At 64.1% G+C, this 22,830-nt stretch carries 20 protein-coding genes and 2 pseudogenes; 12 read left to right on the top strand and 10 right to left on the bottom strand.

Going from position 1 to position 22,830, the window contains the following annotated elements:
• Positions 1 to 2: 2 nt before the first annotated feature.
• Entirely contained in the window at positions 3 to 734 is a 732-nt protein-coding gene (locus AB0L58_RS27190) for a maleate cis-trans isomerase (RefSeq protein ID WP_364390644.1), read from the top strand.
• The gene (locus AB0L58_RS27185; RefSeq protein WP_364390642.1) at positions 721 to 1,401 is read left to right on the top strand and encodes a GntR family transcriptional regulator; all 681 of its coding nucleotides are present in this window, start codon (positions 721 to 723) and stop codon (positions 1,399 to 1,401) included. Before AB0L58_RS27190 ends, AB0L58_RS27185 begins: the two co-directional genes overlap by 14 nt.
• A gap of 461 nt (positions 1,402 to 1,862) precedes the next feature.
• Here the strand turns inward: AB0L58_RS27185 and AB0L58_RS27180 are convergent, their stop codons facing one another.
• Entirely contained in the window at positions 1,863 to 2,171 is a 309-nt protein-coding gene (locus AB0L58_RS27180) for a hypothetical protein (RefSeq protein WP_364390640.1), read from the bottom strand.
• Between the two features lie 118 nt (positions 2,172 to 2,289).
• On the opposite strand from AB0L58_RS27180, the gene AB0L58_RS27175 reads away from it, so the two are divergent.
• On the top strand, positions 2,290 to 3,519 hold the full coding sequence (locus tag AB0L58_RS27175) for a helix-turn-helix transcriptional regulator (RefSeq protein ID WP_364390639.1): 1,230 nt from the start codon (positions 2,290 to 2,292) through the stop codon (positions 3,517 to 3,519).
• 238 nt (positions 3,520 to 3,757) lie between these two features.
• Here AB0L58_RS27175 and AB0L58_RS27170 read toward each other — a convergent pair.
• Positions 3,758 to 3,949: pseudogene (locus AB0L58_RS27170) on the bottom strand (ferritin-like domain-containing protein); the annotation flags it as partial.
• Between the two features lie 316 nt (positions 3,950 to 4,265).
• Entirely contained in the window at positions 4,266 to 4,709 is a 444-nt protein-coding gene (locus tag AB0L58_RS27165) for a phage tail protein (RefSeq protein WP_364390638.1), read from the bottom strand.
• Between the two features lie 477 nt (positions 4,710 to 5,186).
• On the opposite strand from AB0L58_RS27165, the gene AB0L58_RS27160 reads away from it, so the two are divergent.
• The 5 genes from AB0L58_RS27160 to AB0L58_RS27140 all read left to right on the top strand — a co-directional run bounded on the left by AB0L58_RS27160 (position 5,187) and on the right by AB0L58_RS27140 (position 10,209).
• The gene (locus AB0L58_RS27160; RefSeq protein ID WP_364390636.1) at positions 5,187 to 6,488 is read left to right on the top strand and encodes a TetR family transcriptional regulator; all 1,302 of its coding nucleotides are present in this window, start codon (positions 5,187 to 5,189) and stop codon (positions 6,486 to 6,488) included.
• On the top strand, positions 6,485 to 7,426 hold the full coding sequence (locus AB0L58_RS27155; RefSeq protein ID WP_364390635.1) for an SDR family NAD(P)-dependent oxidoreductase: 942 nt from the start codon (positions 6,485 to 6,487) through the stop codon (positions 7,424 to 7,426). Before AB0L58_RS27160 ends, AB0L58_RS27155 begins: the two co-directional genes overlap by 4 nt.
• Entirely contained in the window at positions 7,416 to 9,056 is a 1,641-nt protein-coding gene (locus tag AB0L58_RS27150) for an AMP-binding protein (RefSeq protein WP_364390634.1), read from the top strand. Before AB0L58_RS27155 ends, AB0L58_RS27150 begins: the two co-directional genes overlap by 11 nt.
• A 178-nt stretch (positions 9,057 to 9,234) precedes the next feature.
• The gene (locus tag AB0L58_RS27145; protein WP_364390633.1) at positions 9,235 to 9,561 is read left to right on the top strand and encodes an antibiotic biosynthesis monooxygenase; all 327 of its coding nucleotides are present in this window, start codon (positions 9,235 to 9,237) and stop codon (positions 9,559 to 9,561) included.
• 363 nt (positions 9,562 to 9,924) lie between these two features.
• Entirely contained in the window at positions 9,925 to 10,209 is a 285-nt protein-coding gene (locus tag AB0L58_RS27140) for a hypothetical protein (RefSeq protein WP_364390632.1), read from the top strand.
• A gap of 113 nt (positions 10,210 to 10,322) precedes the next feature.
• Here the strand turns inward: AB0L58_RS27140 and AB0L58_RS27135 are convergent, their stop codons facing one another.
• Entirely contained in the window at positions 10,323 to 11,558 is a 1,236-nt protein-coding gene (locus AB0L58_RS27135) for a lipase family protein (protein WP_364390630.1), read from the bottom strand.
• 876 nt (positions 11,559 to 12,434) lie between these two features.
• Here AB0L58_RS27135 and AB0L58_RS27130 point away from each other — a divergent pair.
• Complete coding sequence (locus AB0L58_RS27130) at positions 12,435 to 13,328, top strand: hypothetical protein (RefSeq protein WP_364390628.1); 894 nt, start codon at positions 12,435 to 12,437, stop codon at positions 13,326 to 13,328.
• Between the two features lie 441 nt (positions 13,329 to 13,769).
• Positions 13,770 to 14,969, top strand: coding sequence for a cytochrome P450 (locus tag AB0L58_RS27125; protein ID WP_364390626.1), 1,200 nt, complete (start codon positions 13,770 to 13,772; stop codon positions 14,967 to 14,969).
• A 206-nt stretch (positions 14,970 to 15,175) separates the two neighbouring features.
• On the opposite strand, the pseudogene AB0L58_RS27120 reads toward AB0L58_RS27125, so the two are convergent.
• Positions 15,176 to 16,419: pseudogene (locus AB0L58_RS27120) on the bottom strand (solute carrier family 23 protein).
• Between the two features lie 69 nt (positions 16,420 to 16,488).
• Between AB0L58_RS27120 and AB0L58_RS27115 the strand changes: the two are divergent.
• Entirely contained in the window at positions 16,489 to 17,082 is a 594-nt protein-coding gene (locus AB0L58_RS27115; RefSeq protein WP_364390625.1) for a GNAT family N-acetyltransferase, read from the top strand.
• Between the two features lie 226 nt (positions 17,083 to 17,308).
• Entirely contained in the window at positions 17,309 to 18,478 is a 1,170-nt protein-coding gene (locus tag AB0L58_RS27110; protein ID WP_364390624.1) for a cytochrome P450, read from the top strand.
• An 81-nt stretch (positions 18,479 to 18,559) separates the two neighbouring features.
• On the opposite strand, the gene AB0L58_RS27105 is transcribed toward AB0L58_RS27110, so the two are convergent.
• The 5 genes from AB0L58_RS27105 to AB0L58_RS27085 all read right to left on the bottom strand — a co-directional run bounded on the left by AB0L58_RS27105 (position 18,560) and on the right by AB0L58_RS27085 (position 22,799).
• A complete protein-coding gene (locus tag AB0L58_RS27105; RefSeq protein ID WP_364390623.1) occupies positions 18,560 to 18,847 on the bottom strand; it encodes a hypothetical protein in 288 nt (95 codons plus the stop codon).
• 68 nt (positions 18,848 to 18,915) lie between these two features.
• Entirely contained in the window at positions 18,916 to 19,041 is a 126-nt protein-coding gene (locus tag AB0L58_RS27100) for a hypothetical protein (RefSeq protein ID WP_364390621.1), read from the bottom strand.
• Between the two features lie 454 nt (positions 19,042 to 19,495).
• A complete protein-coding gene (locus AB0L58_RS27095) occupies positions 19,496 to 20,029 on the bottom strand; it encodes an AAA family ATPase (protein ID WP_364390620.1) in 534 nt (177 codons plus the stop codon).
• A 329-nt stretch (positions 20,030 to 20,358) separates the two neighbouring features.
• Positions 20,359 to 20,526, bottom strand: a complete 168-nt coding sequence (locus tag AB0L58_RS27090; protein ID WP_364390619.1) for a hypothetical protein — start codon at positions 20,524 to 20,526, stop codon at positions 20,359 to 20,361.
• Positions 20,527 to 21,155: 629 nt separating this feature from the next.
• Entirely contained in the window at positions 21,156 to 22,799 is a 1,644-nt protein-coding gene (locus tag AB0L58_RS27085) for a tetratricopeptide repeat protein (protein ID WP_364390731.1), read from the bottom strand.
• Positions 22,800 to 22,830: the final 31 nt, after the last annotated feature.

Below are 22,830 nucleotides of genomic sequence, written 5' to 3'. Positions count from 1 at the left end.
GCATGCAGGAAACCACCGTCGGTTTCATCTACCCGGACCACGCGGCCGAGGACGACTACCCGTTCGCCGCGTCGCTGCTCGGCGTGCGATTGCCGGTCGCCCATATCTACGGAACCGATCTGCACGCCATTCCGGAGCTGCTGGATCTGGGCAGCCCGGACAAGCTGCGCCACGGTGCCACCTTGCTCGCACCGGACCGGCCCGACGCGGTCGTCTGGGCCTGCACCTCAGGCAGTTTCGTGTACGGACCACAGGGTGCGCGCGAGCAGGTGCGCGCGCTCGCCGCGGCCGCCGGGGTTGCGGCCTCGAGCACCAGCCTCGCCTTCGTCGCGGCCGCGCAGGCACTCGACGTGCGCCGCGTCGCGGTCGCCGCGAGCTATCCGGACGAGGTCGCGCGGCTGTTCATCGAGTTCCTGGCCGATGCCGGAATCGAGGTGGTCGCATTCTCCAGCGCAGGTATCGATACCGCCGCGGAGGTCGGCACCCTGACCGCCACGCAGGTGCGTGAACTAGCGGTCGCCAATGACCATCCCGACGCGCAGGCGCTGCTGATTCCGGATACCGCCATGCACACCCTCAGGGTGTTGCCGGAGCTCGAGGCGCGCTTGGGCAAGATTGTGCTGACGGCCAATCAGGTCACCATCTGGGAGGGCCTGCGGCTGACCGGCAATGCGGTGGCATCCGCTGTGCTCGGCTCCCTCTTCGCGGAAAGGCATATCCATGTCGGTCGTTGATTTCGAGCCGGTGAACCGGCAGTCGACGGCGGAAATGATCGCAGATCGGCTCCGCGAGGCGATCATGCGCGGCAATCTCGCCCCCGGCGCCCAACTCGGCGAAGCCGACCTCGCAACCCGATTCGGGGTATCGCGCGGCCCGGTCCGAGAGGCACTGCAGCGCCTGCTCACCGAGGGCCTGCTGTACAGCATCCGAAATCGCGGCATCTTCGTCATCGAACTGACCATCGACGACGTCGTCGACATCTACCGCGCCCGAACCGCCATCGAAGGCGGTGCTCTCGCCCTCGTCCTGGACGGCCGCCGCGCCATCGCCCACACCGCCCTCGAACCCAGCGTCACCGCCATGTGCGCATGCGCCGAAAATAGTGACGCCGCAGGCGTTTCCGACGCCGACCAAGCCTTCCATGAAGCCCTCGTCGAAAGCGCGGGCAGCCCCCGTCTGGTCCGAGCGGCCCGCACTCTGCTCATCGAAACCCGAATGTGCCTGGGCGCCTTACAAACAACGTATCCCGACCTGCGCGAACAAGCTCGAGAGCACGTCGAACTGCGCGCAGCCATCGGCTCGGGCCCGGTGCGCCGAGCGCGAAACCTGCTGGTCGAGCACATGGACGACGCGGTCCACCGCCTCCGTCACCAATACACACTCGGTGAGCAGGCGACCTGAACATCCGGCCGCCCCATGGCCCCATACTCTTTCGCACTTCCTTGTGAGCAACGAACCACTCAGCCAGCTATATCTTCGCCTGTCCCCTTTGCCGCACAGGCCGAGGCGATGGCGCAGGGGACGCTTCTGAAAAGGCTGCCCACATTGTCTGAAATAGCAGAGACGGCCGCGTTCCTGGCTTCGAATCGAGCTGGAACCATGACGGGAGCAATCGCAATCTGTCGGGCGGCGCACTTGTCGACTGAGTTTCAAATCTCTGGCGCGGGTCACGATCGGGGCGTCGGGGCGGCGACCCGCCGCCAAATCCGCAGCCACTCGTGGCGCAATCGAGCGGCCAGTCCGCTTGCGCGGGTGATGGGTACCGCTGGCATCTCAGTCGTAGTCGGACGGCCAGAAGATCATTGCGACGACCACCGCCAGCGGTAAACCGATCACGAATACGAGCCCCATCTGAGCCGCGCTCACCGATGCACCCCGCCGAGCGTGGACCAGCGGCCGAACGACGTTCGCGGGCAGGCGCATTCGACATCGGCGACCGCCATCACCCGAACCAGCGTCACCGCATCCACATGCGCCGACGACGGCAACAGCACCATATCGACGCCCGACGCGGTGACCTGTTCGACCAGACCCAGCACCGAACCCGGATCAGCCCAGCACAGCGCGTACCCCAATCGCCGCGCCAAGCGGCGCACCTGCGCCGCATCCCAATCCGGTGTCGGCGAACACGGGTCTATCCAGCCGAGCGCGTCCATTCCCCTGCCCTTCATCCCCTGTCGTTGGCGAGCTCCCGCCGCCGGGGACATCGCATCGACCCAGCGGCGGGGCTGAACAGGAACCTTGACAGCGCAACCGCCGCAACACGTCCCGCCATGGGACAGTGGAGACATGAGCGACTTCCAGCCAGACGACAGCCGTTATGTAGGCCGTCGGGTTCGCGCCATCCGCGCCCGGCGCGGGATATCGCAGCAGGTACTCGCCGACCGGGCCGGGTTGTCGCGCGGCGCTATTGCCAAGTACGAGAACGGCGAACGGCCGATCGACTCGCGCCGGACACTGCTCGCACTCGCATCGGCACTCGGGGTCATGGTCGGTGACCTCACGGGCCACGAGCAAGAAAAGTTCGACCCCGCGACCGCCGGATTCCACATGGCGGTACCGGAGATCGAGACGGTGTTGTGGTCGCGGGGCAACGTGACCGACACCCGGCCGCCGCGCAGCCTCGACGAGTTGGCCGCGCTCGCACATACAGCGACCGAAATTCGTAACAACTGCGATTACGCGACACTCGGCCCGATGCTCGTCCCGATGCTGACCGACGGCTACCGCCACATACGCGACGCCAACAGCGCGTGCGCCGAGCAAGCGTGGGACGTGTTCGGCAATGTCGCCTACGGTGTCGCTTCCGCGCTACGAGCACGCGGCTACCACGCCCTTGCCTGGACCGCCGCACAGGAAGCCGAGCGCGCCGCCGCGCATGTCGGACAGGCTGCCCCACTCGCCGCCGCCGCGTTCAGTCAAGGTCAGATAATGCTGTCGCGCACCGGCGCACTTCCCTCCGCACTGGCGAGGACCATGGGAACCGCCGAAAAGATCGCCGCCGACGTCCGCACGGTCGGTGATATCGAGACGTTCGGGATGCTGCACCTACAGGCGTCGCTCGTCGCCGCCACGATGGGCAGGGACCCAGAACCACACCTCGCCGAGGCGACCGAACAAGCGGGCAGACTCGCCGATGCCAAGCCGAACACGTCCGTGGCACGTAACGAGACCTTCGGCCCGGCGAATGTGGCGCTGTGGCGAATGTCGGCGGCGATGGAGAAGCGCGAACCGGGCCAGGTGCTCGCGCTCGCCCCGCAACTTTCTCCGGCCGATCTGCCGAACGAGGGCCGCCGAGCGCAATACTTCGTCGAGATCGGCCGCGCTCACGCCATGCAACGCAACTACCGCGACTCGTTGTACGCGCTTTTGCGGGCCGAGCACGCCGCCCCGCAGCATGTCCGCAATATGGTCCACGTCCGCGAACTCGTCGGGCACATGATGCGCTCGGCACGCCGCGAACTTACTACCGGCGACCTCGGTCGACTGGCTCGGCGGGTAGGTGTGGTGCCCGCGTGAGTCGTTCGACCGACGCGGATGGCACATAGTCGACCCAGACCACCTGTAGCCGTTGCGTTTTCGTCGATCCAGTACGCACGTACGCGCACCGAGCCACCCTGGACGACCAGCAAGGAACAACTGTTCGCGCGCCATCGAGGCGGCGGGCCCACCACTTCCCGGCGGCACCGCCGGCCAGGTCGCCGAGCAACTGCTCACTCGCCTGCGCGAATCACTGGCCGAGGAGCCATGGAATCCCTCAACCGCTGCCGGCCGGAACGGGTAGGTGTACAGAACGATCACCGTGCGGTAGCGGATGCGGGTACTCGGGCAGCAGCTCCTGTGAGTCGAGCTCGGGCTGCTCGCCGACGGCGTTCCACAGATTCGCCGCGAGCACCAGATGCAGCATCTCTTCCACGAATACGCTGCCGATCACCTGTGCCGCTTCGGAATTGCGCCCGGATTCAGCGAGTACAACTCACGCAGATTCGCCGGGATGGCCGCACACTCGAGTTCGATCGCCCACTGCGGGGGTGGCGAAGATCGTCCAACGTATCGACGGCATACGCGCCACGACGCGGCGTAGATCCCGCGTGATCCCCCGAACGCAGCTGACGAGGGCATCCGGCGTCACGGCGGCCCTCGTCAGCGGTTTCGCGATCAGCGCGCCAACAGGTTCTGGGCGAAGCTCCGGTCCCGTGGCGCATCATCGAGTCGGCTCGAAGCAGTCGATCATGGACCATCTTCCGCGCGGTCCGCGACGACATTCAAGCGTTCTCGACCTCGATGTCTTCATAGGCGATTGTCACCTCTTCATTCACCGGACCGTCCGCGGCCTCCAGCGAATCCCGGTGCCAGCCCGACGCCCAGGCGCGCGCCAGATGAACCCGTTTGACCGGCTTGTTATTCGGGTCCAGCACCGTCAACGTGATGTCTTGGCGAACATCATCGACATCCCGCTTGGTCATGGTCATATGGATCCAGTCGGTGAATACCTTGCTCCGATCCAGCCCGCGAATGACCGTGATCTCACCCCCGCGGCCAGCGCCCGGTTGTTTCGTGATGAACACCTCGCCGTCGGGAGTCACCTGTTTGACCTCGATCGTATCCATCCCGAACGACGGCCCACTGACCTGTTGAACAGTTTCCACCTCGAACTTTCCCAGATCGACAACGAAGGTGGAGCAACTGATTGTTTCGCCGATAGCCATGGCAATCTCCTTGTCTGTCGGGGCGCGGCACAGACCTATCCACCCGCAGGACCTGTGCATGATTTCGCGCCTTCGTCTACGTCATGGAGAACACAACGAACTCGGCTGGGACTGTGGGTGCCATACCCACGTCTCCAATGATCCGGCGGCAAACGGCGTCCCGCAGCAGAACCGACATTTCCCCGTCTATGGTCCCGGTGGTCACGGCCTCGGTCCGGAAAGCCATCCGCACCCTCACCCGTCCGGCGATGGATCTGCTGCGACGATTCAGCTACCGCGTCGGGGTAGTCGTCGCAGCAGGGGTGGTGGCACGCGAACCGGAAGTCCACCGCCGCGCCCACGTCACCGAGGCCGCCAGGTCATCTGGATCAGAGCGCCCAGCTGGTCGGCGGCATCCTGCTCGCGCCCTGGCGCCCCTCCTTGACCTCCTACTCGAGCAGGCTGACGGAATTCAGATACCAGTGGTATCTTGAATCCATGTCAAGGATGACACGACCGGAGAGCCAGGCGCGAACGCGCGCCGACCTGGCCCGGACCGCCCGCGATCTGTTCATCGCCGACGGTATGGCGAATACCTCGCTGGCGCGGGTCGCCGAGGCGGCGGGCTACTCCAAGGGCGCGGTCTACTCCAACTTCCGCAATAAGAACGAGCTCTGCCTGGAAGTTCTCGAACTGATCCATACCGAGGCACTCGCGGAGATCACCGCCGTGGCCGAACTGCGGGGTTCGGCCGAGGACCGCATCGCCGCATTGACGGAATGGGCGCGCAAGCGCATCGACGATGTCGGGTTCACCCAACTCGAGTTCGAATTGACGCTGACCGGCCGTGATGACCCCCCACTGCGCGACCAGATCGCGGCGAACCTGGCCGCGGTGCGATCCGCGATCGGCGATCTGCTGGCCGGTGTGGCCGGTAGCGGCTCAGCCGCCTTCCTGGCCGATACCGCACAGGCGGTGTTCAGCATGGGTCTGGGGCTGAGCATCCAACGGACGATCGATCCGACGATCTCGACCGGTCCGGTGGCGAGGCTGTTGCCCGCTCTGCTCGACGCGGCCGCCGCTACGGAATTGAAAAATGCTCAACCAAGCGAACGTCCGTCTAGAAACATTGAAAAGCGTTCAAATCGCCGCGGCGGAACCGCACGCAGCGACGAATCACGCACCGCACTGCTCGCCGCCGCCATCGAGGTATTCGGCTCGAAGCGCTTCGACGAGGTCTCGACCACCGAGATCGCGCAACGGGCAGGTACCGCAATCGGCTTGATCAACTACCACTTCGGTGGCAAACGCGGCCTCTACCTCGCCGCGGCCGACGCCGTCTACAGCGACTTCTGGGACGAACTCCAAGCGCTGCGCGGCCCGGCCGTTCCCCGGCTCATCCGCGGTCTCAACCTGTACATCGACCAAGCCGAAACACGGGAAGGCTCACCACTCGCGCTGTCGACGCAGGTGACCGACGAAGAGCTGCGCGCGATGCACCATCGGCACATCGATCGCTTCGTCACGGCGATGATGCAGGAGCTCACCGGCGGCGCCGGCACCCCACTCGCGCGTACCGCCGTGGCAGGTTGGATGGCTTTCGTCGAAGGAGCCGTTGCGGATTGGCTGCGAACCCGCGACATCAGCCGCGTGCAATTGCGCGAGCTACTGGTTGCGAGCCTGTACACCACCGGACAGTCGATCCTGGCGCTCGACCCCGGCACCCCGCTGTCCTCCCGCGCGATCAATGCCCTGCTGGAGCACGCACAACCCTCGAAGAAAACGGAGCCCTCCGAGTGACCACATCTCTCGACAATGGACCGAACAACTGGCTGGCGGCCGGACCGATAGGGCGCGGCGTCGCCTGGTTGATCGGCCCGCGCGGTCTGCGCAACCCGGACCGGCTGCGCGGTGAGGTCGCGGGCAAGATCGCGGTGGTGACCGGCGCGTCCTACGGTCTCGGCGAAGCCACCGCTCGAATGCTGGGCGCCGCGGGCGCCACCGTCGTCCTCGGCGCGCGGTCGGCGGAGCAGTTGCAGACCATCGTCACCGAGATCAAGGCCGCGGGCGGTAGCGCCGTCGCCATCCCACTCGACCTCGCATCCGAGGATTCCATCAAATCCTTCGCCGAGGAGGTGCTGACTCAATTCGGCCAGGTCGACTACCTCGTGCACAACGCGGGCAAGTCGCTGCGGCGGTCGATCCACCTGTCCTACGACCGCCCCAAGGACCTGAACAGCACGTCCTCGGCCAACTATCTGGGACCGATGCGGCTGACGCTGGCGCTGCTGCCGAGCATGCGGGCCCGCGGATCCGGCCATATCGTCAATGTCTCGACCGTTGGGGTCATGTTTCCGGTCGCCCCGAAGTGGGGTTTCTATGTGTCGTCGAAGGCGGCCTTCGATATCTGGATGCGTGCGGTCGGGATGGAGGCCCGCGCGGACGGCGTCACACTGACGACCTTTTACGCCGGTTCGATGTTCACCCGGATGAGCGCACCCAGCGGCTGGATTTCGGCACTGCCAGGGCAGTCCGCCCGCACGGCGGGGTATGTCATCGCGAAGGCGATCGTCAAGAAGCCACGCACACTGACCCCGGCCTATGGTTGGCCCGTCGCGGTCCTGGTGCCGTTGCTGCGCACCCCGATCGAACTGCTGACCACGTTCATCTACCGCTTCCTCGGCGACACCGCGGCCTCGCTGGCCGGTGTGGAGAAGGGAACCGACGATGTCGCGTAACCAGACCGGCTTCCAGTGGCGGAATGCGGTTGTCCCACTTGTCACTTCGGGTGCGTTGCGCCCGGTCGGCATCACCACGGCGGTCCGGATCACCGATGCGGTCCGGCGATTCGGGCCATCGATCGCCACCGTCATGGCGATATCGGCGGCCCGCTACGGCGATCGCCCCGCCGTTGTCGACGACCGCGGTGTGATCACCTACCGGCAGTTGCAGCGTCGTACCGAAGCGATCGCCGCGGCATTGCACGCCCGCCACCCCGGCGCGGGGACGATGGCCATTCTGTGCCGCAACCACCGCGGTTTCATCGAGGCGTCGGTGGTCGGCGCCCAACTCGGTTGCGAATTGGTCTTTCTCAACACCGACTTGCCGCGGGCACAGCTCGCGCAGATACTCGAGCGACACCGTCCGGCCATCCTGGTGCACGACCAGGAATACGACGAAGCGATCGACGCCGCCGAATTTCCGGGTACCCGGGTCCGGGCCTGGCAGGACACCGAAGCCCCGCTCTCGCTGGATACCCTTGCCCGGCAATCACATCCGGCACCACCGCCGGTGCGTCACCCGGTGCGGATCACCCTGCTCACCTCGGGCACCACCGGACTCGCCAAAGGTGTCTCCCGGCCGCTGCGCCAGCGCACGGTGCTGGAGATGGTGGCCACCGCGATGGCGGCGACCCGACTCGAGTCCCGCGATGTGATAGTGATGGCCCCACCGTTCTTCCACGGATTCGGACTGGCCATCATGTTCGGCGCCCTGGCCCTCGGCACGACGGTGATCACGCGCAGGCGCTTCGACCCCGAGCAGGCGCTCGCCGACGTACAACGCCATCGCGCCACGGTGTTCGTCGGGGTTCCGGTGATGGTGCAGCGCCTGGTGGCGATACCGGAACAGCGGCGTCGCGAATTCCACACCGGCTCATTGCGTTTGGCGGTTACGGGAGCGGCGCCGATCGCGCCCGCGACGATCGGCCGGTTCATCGATGCCTTCGGCCCCATCCTGGTGAACGGTTACGGATCCACCGAGGCCGGTGTGGTCTCGATCGCCACCACCGAGGATCTGGCCGATGCACCGAAGACCGCGGGACGTCCCGCCATCGGCGTCTCGGTGCGCATCCTGCGCGCGGACCGCACACCCGCCGCGGTCGGTGAGAGCGGCAGCATTTTCGTGCGCGGCGGACTCGGATACCACGGCTATGTCTCGGACGGAAAGTCGACAACTCCCACCAAGGAAGTGATCGACGGCCACGTGAACACCGGGGACATGGGACATCTCGACACGCATGGCCGGATCTACATCGACGGTCGCGACGACGACATGATCGTCTCGGGCGGCGAGAACATCTACCCCAAGGAGGTCGAGGATGTCATCGCCGAGCACCCCGCCGTCGGCGACGTCGTCGTAATCGGCATTCCACATGCCGAATTCGGGCACGTGCTGTGCGCCTACTTCGTCACCGCGGCCGGCCGGACCGCGCCGACCGCCGACGAGCTCAGGACGCATATCCGCGAACGCCTCGAACGGTACAAGGTGCCCAAGGAATTCATCGCGCTCGAAAAGATTCCACGCAATCCGAGCGGCAAGATCCTGCGCCGCGAGCTGGAAAGTCACAAAAGAACCATCGCTGGGTAGCACGACTAACGGCCGCCGCACCGTCGGCAACCGAGATCGGTTCGGCCAGGTGTAGCCGCGCCCAGTTTTCGAAGTCGGTGATCAGCCGATCGACGGTCGAGAGGTAGCCCAGCGCGGACTCGACGCTGCGGGCCGGACGCTGGTCTATCAGCAGTGTCGCGGCCGTGAACTCGGCCAGGTGCGAACTGACCCTGGCTACGAGGTTGATCGCCAGGTCAGTTTCACCGCCGCTGACGGTAAGGCCGAGGCGCTCGCCGAAGTCCTCGAACATGCCCTGCCGCATATCCGAGCCGAAGACGGGACACCGGTCTGGCTGGCGAGCCGGTCGGTGACGGAGCCGTCGACGTGCTATCTGGTCGACGTCTTCGTATCACCCGAGGCGCAGCAGGCCCACCTGACCGGCCGGGCCGCGAAGTTGATCCTCGGCGAGGGCTCCGAACTGCTCGCCGAACCTCCGTTCGTGTCACCACTGTCGGTGATCGCCGTCAAGAACGAGTCGGCGTGATCGACGCCGTCACAGTAGCGGCCGCGGCCGCCCGAGATGAGGAGCGCGGGATGAAAACCGTTGTCGGCCGGACCGAAAGCCATTATCAACGAGCCGACGAAACCCCTGGAGTGATCCACGGCTGGGAAGACGGTCTGCGGACCGGCGCGGCCGATGGGACCTTCGAGTGGTGGTACTTCGACGGCCACCTCGATGATGGTTCGGTCCTGACCATCGAGTTCCACACCAAACCGCCGTATGTGTCGCCGAAGGCGCCCCTGACCCCATTCGTGCTGGCGACATTGACCAGCGCCGACGGCAATCGGCTGGAGAAGACCTACCTGGGCGATCCGACGGAGTTCTCCGCCGCGACCGGCGCCTGCGATGTGCGTATCGGCCCCAACGTGTTTCGCGTCGAGGACCGGCACCATCTACACCGTCGCCTTCGGCTACAACGCGGACATCTTCCGGATCGATTTCGGCCGACACGGCGCATACCACCGGTTCCTGGGCGATGTCGAACTCATCGGAACCCGCGACGGTCACACCGAAGTGCTGAGCGCGAAGACCGTGTGGGAGCTGTTGTATTTCGGTGAACGCTCGCACCCGCCGGTGGATACGACGCCGGTCGGCGACGACCGCCCCCTCATCATCGGCCACCAAGCCTGACATTCGCGCGCCGCACCGGCGCAGGATCGGTGACGTGGAAGACTACGGCGTTCCGACCGATCACATACGGCCGATTGCCGACCACGTCACCGAACCGCCACCGGCGTCGGATGTCAGCAGGCGACAGGCGCGGGCTCGCCGCGAACGCGGCCTTCGAGCCACCGCAGCACGTCAGGGGCGCCCGCCACCGCCGCGGACAAATGCTCGGGCACCTGCACCAGCTCGGTCTGCAATTGGACCCCGGCATTGCACCAGCGGCTGTTGGTTGTGTTGATGTCATCGACCGGAATCAGCGGGTCGCTGGGCGAATGCCATTCGAACATGGGAATTTGCGGCACCCCCGGGTAGAGCTCCAGGCTGTTCTCCTCGACTACCGACCGAGCCTCGGGCCGGTAGAAGATCGAGGTGGTGGTGACGAACTCGCGGGCGCTGCCGTTGGCACCGATGGCGAGGATTTCATTGGTGCAGGTGTTGGCCATGGCGTCACGTAGCGCAATACCACGCGCGTTGAGATACGAGCTGATCGGCACTTGGTTCGGGTACTCCCGCTCCAGACCGATTGCCGCCGCCATGGCCAGCCCGAAGGCCGGGTGCGGGTCGAGGCCCAGCGTCTCCGCCATCGTCACCAAATTCACCGGGTTGCCGCCGACGGCCGCGCCCGCGATCTGCAACTCACTTGCGTATGACGGCTGCAACACTGCCGCCCACGAGGTGGCCAGGGCCCCGCCGGAGTAGCCCGCCATTGCGACCGGGCTGTGCTGCACAGCGAGTTCGGGCAGACGTTTCGCCGCCCGGATGCCGTCCAATACGATGTGGCCACCCAAACGCGCCGCTCCGAGCGCGAACTCCGGTCCGAGATGATCCGGCATCGCGATACTCCACCCCTGCTGCAGCAGGACGTTCAACATCGACGCCGTCGTCACCAGATTCACATCGCCGCTGTACAGCCGGTGCGATATCGCGCAGCCGGTGCCCAACGAATTGATGAAGTGCTGGTACGACAGCAACGGCCCGTCGGGCTGATGGCCGAAGGGGGTCAGGACTGTGGTGGTCGCCGCGATCGGCCCACCGTGCGAGTCGGTCGACCGGAATTTGACCAATGTGACGGTGGCACCGGGGAAGAGCAGCGCCGGCGGCATTGCCCGTACCTCGAGGATGTCACCGGGTTGGTGCGCGCCCAGATCCGCTGGGGCGGCATAGAACGGGTCCGGATCGGGCTGCGGATACAGCGGTTCCGCAGTTGCCGTCGGCGCCAGTATCAGCGCGAGTACAACGCCCAATGCACCGAGGGCACCGGCCCAACCGCTGCACTTGCTGCCGAGGAAAAGAAGATGAAACGGACGAGTCACGACCTTGACCTCCACGGATTGTTCGCGGCATTAGTCGACAAGCCAGGCTGAATCCAAATCTCACCGCTGGCAAATCTACAGCGACATGCCGTGGAAAGAATCGAATAAGTTGAAAATGACACTTCAGGCGGGATCGTGTCGGTCGAGGGCACCCTCCGCTCCTGGCTAGAGGCACCGGGTTCGTCGAACGCGCCTCAGCACGATATTAAGCCGTTCACCCTGATAGACCAGGCCGTCCAGACCCCCGCCTCCCTGAGGGACGCGAGTCCGGATACGCGCCGACACCGGGCCGCCGGCGTCACCGCGCGCATGCCCCACGGGCGATCCGCGGGCCTTTGTGCCGCAACAAGCGAATCCGGGGCAATCGCGCCCATTGCCGAATGCGCCGTTCAGATCAATCGCTCGCAAACGGGATATCGTCGGTCTCGACGAGGCCGATTCTGCCCATGGCGTCGCCTATAGATGCGGCGACCCCGCAGCGAAAATCGAAACTTCGGCGCCGTGGTCACATCAGGAGAATGACGGTCCTCGCAAGGGATCGGCAGCCTCCTCCGAGAGCATCGACTGTCTTGCCGCGGGTGTTTGCGGTGTCAGCTCCCAGCCCTGTCTCCCAGCCCTGTCACCGTCCAGAGGCACGAGTCGGCGAGCACGTCGATCGGGTGTGCGGTCATCTCGACTTCGACGGTGCAGTCACGGCCGGCAAGTCCGGTGATCACCCTGTTGGTGATCGTGATGTGCCATACGGAAGTGGCGATCCTGCTGTAGGGCGTACTGCGTGGGACTCTGTGTGGCCTAGCCGATTCCAGAGATCGGCACTCGGGCCCGGCTTGGCTGCGAAACTTCGTCGCCTAGCAGGTCGGCATTTAAGATGCACCGATGACTGATCGGGAGCCGAGCCGAGTCGACGTCCCCGGGAACTCCCCGGCGGGACAACCGGTCGATGTGCCGGTCACCTTCTCGTGGCCGCGCGATGTCGCATACGTCGATTCCGGCGCGAATATGGTGGTGCGGGCTGTCGGACCGGACGTGGGGCATGCGCTGCTGATCGAAGTCGACTTCGGCGAGTTTCCCGACCTGCGAGAAGTATCCGAGACACAGCGGGTCGTTCGGGCGCTACTGCTCGCGCTGGTCGACTACGAGGTATCGAAACTTCCCGAGCGACGGCCGGATCCGGACTCGGAGACCGCGGAAAAACTGATGCAGATCATCGACGAGGCCGCCCACGATCACACCGAAGTCGGCGACTTGGTCCGCGAAATCCTGAAAACCCAGGACGCCGATGTATTGGCCACGGTCGTCTCCGGTCTCGCGGGGCGGCTGCCCGCACGGATCGAAGCGTCGTTATCGATCTCCAGCAGTGTGACCGTCAACCCGTGGCAGGAGATCGTTCAAGTTACCGTTCCTGCCGTCACAACGGGTGCATTGATGGCCGCGGCGGCACGCGCGGGGTGGGTCGCGTTGCGCAACGTACCGGCGATTCTCGATGTCATCGTGCGGGCAACCACGATCAAGTCGGAGCGAGCGGCCCGGATCGCAGCTCTGGAAGCGGAAGCGTCCATCCACCAGAACGAGGCGCTGTTGGAGATGATCCGAACCTCGACAGAGGCCGCAGCCGCTCGCCGCGCACTCGAGGCGATCTTGGACGTATCACCTGATATCGCCAGACGTACTCGCATTCATTCGATTTCCGATGAAGAGGCGAACGAACGACGGCATCGCCTGCTACGAGCTGTCAGACAAGACGCAGAGCCCTCCGATAGTCCATCTTGAGCACCAATAGTCGGCGCAATCGGACCCCAGACGACCAGCGTGCCGATCATGGGCTCCCCGATCCCCAGCTCGCCATCTCGTGCCGATGCCGAGGGCCTCGCCGGCCGCGACTCGGCTGACAACCGGTCGAAGGCACCGCGTAATGGGCGGACAGCCGGTCTCATAGCAAGTCTTACTCTTGTTGGGAGGTCGCAGCGATCACCAACGCCGAAGAAATGCCAGAATGACGACCGTGAGTGACGGCCACGAATACCGGGTTCCGGTTGGGTCGAGCAGTAGTAATGCGGGATCGCTTCGACGAACTCCCCCACACACCGGGAGTATCGAGTGCCCAGAATCTATTGCTGAAAAGAATCCCGGAGGGGATTGCAATTTCTACACTGAAGGTTCGCAGTGAGCACTACAGGAAAATACGATCATATCATCGACAACCTCGATCTCGTGTCGAGTAATTCCGACGCCGACCTTGCCGAACTTCGCGCTGCGGGCTATCGAATTGTCCACAGTCCTCGCACGGGTAACGCATGGTTGGTACTCGGGTATCGGGACGTGGTGGAGATTTTGCAGGACCACGACACCTACTCTTCACTGTATGCGCTCGGTGGACCTGTCGATCAGATCAACCCACCCGAGGTGGTCGCGGAAATTCCCGAATTCCTGAAGGCGAACGTAACCGGCGTAGTGGACTCCGACCCACCCCACCACACCCGGTTTCGCGACAATCTCCACCGCGCATATGCGGGCCATCGAATCAACAAATGGAAGCCTGATATCCAGCGATTGGCGCAGGAGTTGGCGGCTCGGCTCGAAGAAAATGTCGGCGAAATAGATCTGGCCACGCGCTATGTCATGCCCTTCGTCCAGCACGCCATGGGCTTGGTGATGGGAATCCCGTCCGAGGACGTAGATGCGGTAGCTGCGTGGGGGCTCGACATGGCTTCGCTCATCGCACCTACCGTCCCGGTCGACGACAAGATCGCCGCAGCCCGTCGGCTCCAGAAGTACGAGGAGTGGGCGGACACTTTCATCGAATCCAAGCGCGTGGGAACCCGAGACGACGTGATCAGCGTCTATATTCGCGGAGACGCCGATGCCGCACCGATGCTCGAGCACGATGTCATGAACTGCCTGCTCACCCATTTCGTCGCCGGCACCATGACGACCCGCAATGCGATCCTCACCACAACCCACCAGCTGCTCCGTGATCGCAGCCTATGGGAGCACGCCGTAAATCTTCCACAGGAGTACGCAGCGCGTGCGCTGGAGGAAGGAATGCGACTCGTAGCGCCGCACCGAGGCCTGATGCGCGTGACAACCCGCGAAGTCGTGCTGGACAGCACAACGTTCCCCGCCGGAACGATGCTGATTCCACTGCTCGGGTCCGCAAATCTCGACGAGAATCAGTTCACCGCCGCCGACAAATTCGATCCCGATCGTTCCAATTCACGTGAGCACCTGGCCTTCGGCACCGGAATCCATGCCTGCATCGGCATGCACCTCGCACGTCAAGAAGGACGTATTGCGATCGGCACACTGCTCAGCGATCTGCCGTCGCTCCGACTGACCAGGCCCACCGAGCAGCCTGATTACATCCCCGATATCTTCTTCCGGGGGATCAGCAGTCTATATGTGGCCGCATAAAGGTCTCGGTGATGATCACCGAAGTCCGAGTCGAGATCCGCGACTACGATCGGCACCCGATCGAAGAATCGCCCCATTTCGTCGGTAGCGAGGACACCCGCGCACCGGCGGCGCGACACCACCCTGCTTCTCGAACTTCATTGCGCGGCCTTTGCTCAGATGCAAACAGACCATCCTGTAAGCGATGCTGTTCGCACCGAAGCAAACTACCGGGCGCCAAAGTGATCTTTGGTGGTGACCGGCACCCAGGCCAGAGAGATTTCGAACTCCCTTGCCTGGGCGGATTTTCGGCCTGATCGCCTGTTCGCTCGGGGAGCGCTGAATATCGGGTCAACAGTTCCCATCGCGTCACCGTGTAGGGATTGGGGCGCATATGGCATGGCGTCGTTGTCGAGCCGGTCGCGCTCGTCGACGGCTGCGGCGAGGACAGAGGAACCCGGTCGTTTGCCGAATTTCCATTCGTTGAAGGCCAGGTTGAGCAGGACGGCTGCGACGGCGGCGGCGCTGATTCCGGAGTTCAGGACCACTGCGATCTTTTCGGGGAGGGCGTCCCAGAATTCCGGTGCCGCAACGGGTCTGAGGCCGAAGCCGATCCCGACCGCGACGATGATCATGTTGAGGTTGTCCTGGTAGTCCACCCGGGACAAGGTGCGAATCCCGCTCGCCGCAACCGATCCGAAGAGCACGAGTCCGGCGCCGCCGAGCACCGGGTACGGAATTCCGGCGACTATCGCGCCGACCACCGGGAGCAGGCCGAGCAGCAGGAGGATCAGGCCGCCGGTTGCCACTACGAGCCTGCTTTTACCAGACCGACGTTTTGTGCGAATGCGCTGCAGGTGAAGGATCCGAAGACCGGCGCAACCGTCGTCGAAAGCATATCGGCTCGCAAACCGTCCGCCACGCGTCTGGCATCGACGTCGGTTCCGACGATTTCACCGATCGTGCGGATGTCGGCCGTGGTTTCGATCAGGGTCACCAGGATCACGATTGTCATCGCGACGATGGCCCCGACTTCGAAGGTCGGCGACCCGAAATGCAGCAGCTGTGGGGGCGCGACCAAGCGGGCGTCGCCCACGTCGGAGAAATCGGCCTTGCCTGCGCACGCCGCGATCACGGTACCGAGCACCAGCCCGATAAGAATCGACAGTCGCGACAGCGCGCCCTGGAACAGGCGACTGATCACCAGGATGATCAGCAGGGTGAGGCCGGCGAATCCGATGTTGGCCAGGGAACCGTAGTCAGGTGCGGTGGAGTTGTTGCCCATTGCCCAGTTGAAGGCGACCGGCATCAGTGAAAGGCCGATCACGGTGATGATCGTGCCCGTTACCACCGCGGGGAACAATCGCACCAGCTGCGCGAAGAACGATGACAGTACGAGGCCGATCACCCCCGCGACGATGATGGAGCCGAATACCGGACGTAACCCGCCGGTGGTGGCAATCGCCACCATGGTCGAGACGCCTGCGAAGGTAATGGTGACACCGGGCCGATATCCCGTGCATATTGTGGGAGGCTGACCATGGACGATGCTCTGCAAGTACCGCATCTGAGAGCCACCGCAGACTTGGAACTCCGCCCGTGGACGTTGTCCGCGGCAGACCTCGAGCTTGTCAGGGAAGCCTCTGCCGACGACCTGATTCCTATAACCACGGTCCCGGCGACCTTCTCGCGCGAGGCCGCAACGCGGTTTGTCGAACGCCAGTGGCAACGAGCGACCGATCGAACCGGATACCCGATGGTGATCGTCCGGCGACGGGACAACACACCACTGGGAAGTATCGACCTGTGGTTGAAGGACATCGACGAAGGCCGCGCATCGCTCGGCTACTGGGTGGTCCGCTCGGCCCGCGGCCATGGCGTCGCCGCGCATGCTCTGGCGGCAGTGGCTACCTGGGCGCTGGAAGAGCTGCATATCCCACGGCTCCAGCTCTATGTGGAACCTTGGAACCGCGCTTCGATCCGCACTGCGGAGAGAGCCGGTTTCGAATGCGAAGGGCTCCTCAGATCGTGGCAGAAGGTCGGCAATCGACGCCGCGACATGTTCATGTACGCGCGCCTGGCAACGGGAACCTTCGCCGAGGCGGATCGGGTTGCACCGGTTAGACCTCAATGACCGGTTGCCGGCGGTCGCGGGTGATCGTGCACCGATATCGCTGCCGGCACAGTGTTCGATAGGCCCCGGCGGTGCCGGGGTACTCGCCTCGTGGTCGACCTCCACGGCCTCGCTTGCAAAATTAGTCGAGACTATGCTTGATCTGCGTTTGTACGCACAGCCGGTGGATAAATCCGCTCGAAAACATCTGATGAATCGCTCACCCTCTCTCTGAGAGGACCGTCCGATGGGTTTTGCAGAGATGCGCCGGTTCCGGCGTGATCCGTTGGGTTTCCTCGAGAATCTGCGCCGGACCAGCCCGGTAGAGGTGTTCGGGCTGCCGTGGGGCGGGTGGTGTGTCGGCGATACAGGTCTGGCGCTGACGGTGTTGAGTGACCGCGCTTTCAATGCGGGGAAGTCCGGGTTCTTCGGTTCTATGCTGCCTTCGCGGCCTGCTCAGGTCGATTTCGGCCGCGCGGTGCGCGCGTTTCTGCGGACGCATACGCCCGAGTATCGCGAGTCCCTGGCGACGGCGGTACTCGAAATGCCCTCCGTCACCCGCTGGCCCGCGGCGGGGGTCGAGCTGGTATATCGGTGCACCGCGGACATGTTGCTGCACCCCGATGGTTCTCCCGAGTTGCGGCGGTTACTGGAGCGAAATGCACGCGTGGGCGCGCTTCGCCCGGCCCGAATGGCGCAGCGGGCGCGGGCGCAGCTGCTGCGCGCCAAGCTGTCCACCGCGCTGAACGAGCAGATCCGGGACCGGCGCAGCGCCACCGGCCGCACCGCGGAAGCCGAACCACGGGATCTGCTCGATGCCGTGATCGGTGCCTGTCCCGACGACGTCGCCGATACAACGGTGGCGCAGCTGTATGTGCTGATGTTCCGGTCCATTGTGGGACCGCTGGGCTACTCGCTCGCGTGGTCGGTGCTGCTGGGCAGTCTCCACTCGCCCGGCGCACCATGGCCTTGGCCCATCGACTGGGTGGTACGCGAGGCCCTGCGGCACCGGCCGGTCTCCTGGATGGTCAGCCGTCCCGTCCCCTATCCCGCCGAGTTCGGGGGGATCGCCTTCCAGACCGGCGACCTGCTGTCGGTCAGCCCCTATCTGCTCCATCACGACAACAAACACTGGACCAGACCAGGGGCATTCCAACCCGACCGCTGGATTCGACCGAGCGAACACGGCCCCTTTGTGCCCTTCAGTTCCGGCCCCTTCACCTGCGCCGGCGCCGCGATCGCCCACGATCTGATCACCGATGCGGCCACCACCCTCATCGAGAACACCTCGCTGCGCGTCATCGGCGGCGGTGACACCCGCCCGATCGTGACCAATGCCGCGATCCCCAGGCCGTTCACCCTGCGGCGTACCCCACAAGCCCGCTCCGCGACCGACCGAGCCCCAGGAAGGAGGTGACATCATGATCAAGGCATTGCGGTTCATCATCACCAACAAGCCGACCCGTGTCTGGGACCCCGCTCAATACGGATGATTCTGCTACCGGCTGGATGGCTCGACCAACGCCAACCAGCTCTCGGTCATCAGTGGCGCCCCCGATGACATCGCGTTCCCACCGGGGGCCGTTGTCCGACACCACCGCGCATGGCGCGCCATGCCGGGCACCTCCCCGCACGGCCCGAGGACCTCGGTCAGCCCACGATCGGCACGCGGGTCGTCCAAGTCGAGGATCCACTCGGCCTCGGTGACAGCGAGCCGCAGGCAGGCCAGCACGTCGGCACCGCGGGCCGTCGGTGTCACGGTGATGGCCAGGCAGTATTTCGTCACGTAGTGGATGACCGCGCAGATCCGCCAGATGCCGCCACCGCTGTTTCGAATTCGCTGAAATCGGTTTGTCAGACTCGATTGCGTTGTGTCGGTGGATCGTGGAACATCTTGCGCCGCAGCATCGCCCACGACTTACGGTCCGCCCGATAGCCCTGCGGCAGCAACAGTCCGCGCCGCCGTAGTGCCCGCTGCACCGTCGAAGTCGAGACCTCGTAGCCGTCGGCGCGCAGCAGCGCGATCTTGCGATTGCACCGTCAGATTTTGCGTCATCGACAGTCAGCGACGAGTAGGCCAGCCGGTCCCAGTCAGCAAGCACTTCTTCCAGGGCTATGGCGTGCTCCGTGGGGGTCAGTCGGGGTCGATGGAACGAGTAGGGCGGTCTCGGTGCTGAACGGGTAGCAGCCGGGCGCGGTTTTGTCGACGGATTCCACGACGACACGGTTGCCGTCCAGCTCGAGGACCTCGAATTGGATCAAACGGGAACTGGCCCAGCACGATTGGAAGTTCGTACAGCACTACGCCAACGCCAAGAGTGATGTCGTCGAGGAAATCCTCAGCCGAGCTCAGCGAGGTTGAACCCTACTGGGCGAACTCTTCGAGCGCCCTCGGTCCTCGAACGGCCAACTATCACCGTTTGTGGGGACTGGATCAGAACTGAAGTGGGCTTGCTGCGAGCTTGATTTGCTCGACAAGGTCGATGCAGTCGACCGGCAGGGTTGTGTCGATGACGATGGTGGGCGTGAGTCCGAGTGGCTCGGCTTGCTCAGCCCACAGCGTCCAGTCATTGGCCAGACGCTGTTCGTCCTGATATAGCGCGGCACGGCGTCTGTTCGCATAGCGGGCTTTTGCTACCTCGGCCGGGGCATCGCACCAGACTTCGACTGCAAGCTCGGCCCCGGTCTGCGCGATGCCGACCTTGGCGAATTGCAGGTCACGTGGTTTGAACCACCACGAGTCGATGACAACGGTTTCCGGTGTCGCCCGCGCCAGCGCCCATAGCGCGTCCATCGCGATCCCGCCGATTGCGGGGATCGCGAGTGCGTCGTCGACGCAGGTGGCCAGAGCCTCTTTCACGATGTCCTTGGACAGGAACTGGGCTCCTAATGTTTGGGCCAATGACCGGCCCAACGTTGATTTGCCTGAGCCCGGCAAGCCGTTGACCAGCACGAGAAGTTTGTCCACCGAGACATCATGACGGAACTACTCTTCGTCCTGGTGGGCTGCGGTATTGATCCCCGAACTTCTCAGGCAAGACACGACTAAAAGCATCTGGACGCGCCTGTTCGTCCGAACACACAATTTCTGCTTCTGCTCGCCCTGGCTTATCGGTGATTTTCCGCATGTCGTGCTGGCGTGTGGTCTTGGATGTCGCAGGTGAACGTGATCTTGACGCCGATCTGGTCGCACTCGTGCGGCTGGGTCGAACTTGCCACGATGGCAGCGGTTTCCGATGTGGTGGCCAATCGACTTGCCCTGGACGGTGATTGGCCGGCTCGGTGGACGGCGACCTGTTACCGCCGATCAGGTGAGGTGACTGCGCCGGTTCGGGCGTTGTCGGCGTTGCCGTTGGCTGCGGTGCGGCCGGCTCGGAAGTTCTCGTGGCACCGGTTCTTGCGTCGCAGCTCGGTCGCGAAGTCGTCGGCCAGCTCGCGGATATCGTCCAGCGAAGTGCTCCCCATCCCCCGATGCTACAGCCATACGCTGGCTCGCAGGCTCAATCCACCGTCGCCTCGGTCAAACTCTGCACAGACGCAGCAATCACTGTGCTATCCAATCAGTCCCGGGGCAGCGGCGTGCAACAACCTTAAAATATTTCCGAAACCCCTTCCCTCACACTCCAATCGATGACCATCGGGCAGGATAATAACCGGTGAGTCTGCCGTTCCTCTGGGCAATCTGGACCTGAGATCTCTGGGTTATGACGGACACCGATACTGGTTCCTTCGAATGGCTTCGGTTTCCTGCATCTACCTGCACAGACTCAAGTCCTGTCTATGCGCCTACCTGGCGTCGTATTCGGGTGTATTCGGACCAAAAGATCCAGCAGGAGAATCTGTTTCAGGCAGGCCGCCCCGCCAACCCTAAGCGCCACTACCTCGCCGAGCACAACGTCTGCCGCGAATTCGGAAGGTACACTTCGTCTCTACCCGCTGACGTGTGCCCTCCTCGACGGCGCTACCAACCGGAATTCGGGTGATCGTGTAGTGGTGTCGGGTTCAGTCTGGTCAACGAAGCAGCGCCAGGCGCTCTGCACACCGCTAGTTCTAGCCAAATCGACGGGTACGTCCTGTTCGGGAACGAGCCAGGTTCAGGACTCAAGGAGCCGGCTCTGCACGTAAGCCAGGTGGTCGCGGGTACGGAGGGTATCTGGATGATCTGCACCCAACACCCGTAACCGGTCAGCGAGCAGCTGCTCGAACTCACCGATCGCACCCAAATCTCCACTCGCCGCGCGCCAGCCCGCTAGGTTGCTGCGGGTATTGAGGGTGTAGGGATGGTCAGCACCCATCACCCGTAAATGGTCGGCGAGCAGCTGCTCGAACTCACCGATCGCACCCGCGACATCCCCACTCTCTCCACGCCAGTTGGCCAACATGCTGCGGGTGGCGATGGTATCCCGATGATCGGCGCCTAACACTCTCAACTGATCGGCGACCAGCAGCTCCGCTTCATCGATCGCAGTGGCCAAATCTCCACTCTCCCTATGCCAGTAGGCCAGGTTGCCGCGCACTGTAAAAATGTGGGGATGATCGGGCGATACCCGCAACCGGTCGGTAAGCAGCTGCTCGAACTCACGAATCGCACCCGCTAAATCCCCACTCTCCGCACGCAAGCGTGCCAGGTTGTTGCGAGTGGTAAGAGTGCTGGGATCGTCTGCACCCGATACCCGTAACTGGTCGGCGAGCAACTGCTCGAATTCGCGGATCGCACCGGCAGTATCCCCACTCGTCCCACGCCAGCCAGCTAGATTGTTGCGCGTGGCGAGAGTAGAGGGGTGATCGGCACCCATTACCCGCGACTGGTCGGCTAGCAACTGCTCGAATTCACCGATCGCACCCGCTACATCCCCGCTCTCCCCGCGTAAAGCCGCTAGATTGTTGCGGGTGGTGAAAGTGCTGGGATCGCCTACATCTGACACCCGTAACCGGTCGGCGAGTAGCTGCTCGAATTCACCAATCGCACCCGCGACATCCCCCATCTCAGCGCCCAAGCGGGCCAAAATGCTTCGGGTAGTGAGGGTATCCGGATGATCGGCATCTAGCACCCTCGACTGATCGGCGAGTAGTAGCTTTGCTTCGCTGATCGCACGGTTCAAATCGCCACTCTCCCCCCGCCAGCGCGCCAGGTCACCGCGGACTGCCAGGGTATGTGGATGATCGGCGCCCGACACCCGCAACCGGTCGATAACCAGCTGTTCGAGTTCACGGATCGCGCCGCTCACATCCCCACTCATGCCACGCCAGCGCGCCAGGGCGCTGCGGACGGCCATGGTGGCTGGATCGTCCGTACCGAGGGTTTCAGCGAAGAGGGGCAGCCATGATGCCCAGGTATCTCGGTTGTCGGCGGCGCGTGCCGTTTCCAGCCTGATGAGCAGTTCCAGGGCAGCAGCCGGGTTGCGATACGCGAGGTGGTGACGCACGCCGGAACCGCGGGCGTAGGAGTCGATCCGTTCACTCGCGACGGTCTCGATAGCGGTGGCGATCGCGCGATGCGCCTCGGCGATAGACAGATTGAGCCGTTCGATCTCCTCCGTGGTCGGTGTGAGGAATTCAGTGTGGGCTAATCCGAGCGTCTCCTCGGCAGTTCCGGGATGGCCTCGGCTGATCAGCGCACCCAATCTGACGGTCTGGTCACGTATTTCAGCGACCGATAGTGGATAGCCGAGCTCGGACAACGCAGCGGCGGCCAACTCGATCGGTAGAACAGGCCCGGACCCCGCCGCCGCCAACACCGCCAAGAGCGCGGGAACCGATTGTTGTATC

Origin of the sequence: Nocardia sp. NPDC052112, from assembly GCF_040680135.1 — a bacterium.
Lineage (GTDB): Bacteria > Actinomycetota > Actinomycetes > Mycobacteriales > Mycobacteriaceae > Nocardia.
Note: the sequence above shows the minus strand (reverse complement) of the source record. Positions and strands in the feature narration are given on the sequence as shown.

Bases quoted from the DNA above. Each gene is read 5' to 3' on its own strand.
- AB0L58_RS27190 (WP_364390644.1), top strand. From the start codon at position 3: ATGCAGGAAACCACCGTCGGTTTCATCTACCCGGACCACGCGGCCGAG.
- AB0L58_RS27185 (WP_364390642.1), top strand. From the start codon at position 721: ATGTCGGTCGTTGATTTCGAGCCGGTGAACCGGCAGTCGACGGCGGAA.
- AB0L58_RS27180 (WP_364390640.1), bottom strand. From the start codon at position 2,171: ATGAAGGGCAGGGGAATGGACGCGCTCGGCTGGATAGACCCGTGTTCG.
- AB0L58_RS27175 (WP_364390639.1), top strand. From the start codon at position 2,290: ATGAGCGACTTCCAGCCAGACGACAGCCGTTATGTAGGCCGTCGGGTT.
- AB0L58_RS27165 (WP_364390638.1), bottom strand. From the start codon at position 4,709: ATGGCTATCGGCGAAACAATCAGTTGCTCCACCTTCGTTGTCGATCTG.
- AB0L58_RS27160 (WP_364390636.1), top strand. From the start codon at position 5,187: ATGTCAAGGATGACACGACCGGAGAGCCAGGCGCGAACGCGCGCCGAC.
- AB0L58_RS27150 (WP_364390634.1), top strand. From the start codon at position 7,416: ATGTCGCGTAACCAGACCGGCTTCCAGTGGCGGAATGCGGTTGTCCCA.
- AB0L58_RS27140 (WP_364390632.1), top strand. From the start codon at position 9,925: ATGTGCGTATCGGCCCCAACGTGTTTCGCGTCGAGGACCGGCACCATC.
- AB0L58_RS27130 (WP_364390628.1), top strand. From the start codon at position 12,435: ATGACTGATCGGGAGCCGAGCCGAGTCGACGTCCCCGGGAACTCCCCG.
- AB0L58_RS27115 (WP_364390625.1), top strand. From the start codon at position 16,489: ATGGACGATGCTCTGCAAGTACCGCATCTGAGAGCCACCGCAGACTTG.
- AB0L58_RS27110 (WP_364390624.1), top strand. From the start codon at position 17,309: ATGGGTTTTGCAGAGATGCGCCGGTTCCGGCGTGATCCGTTGGGTTTC.
- AB0L58_RS27090 (WP_364390619.1), bottom strand. From the start codon at position 20,526: ATGGGGAGCACTTCGCTGGACGATATCCGCGAGCTGGCCGACGACTTC.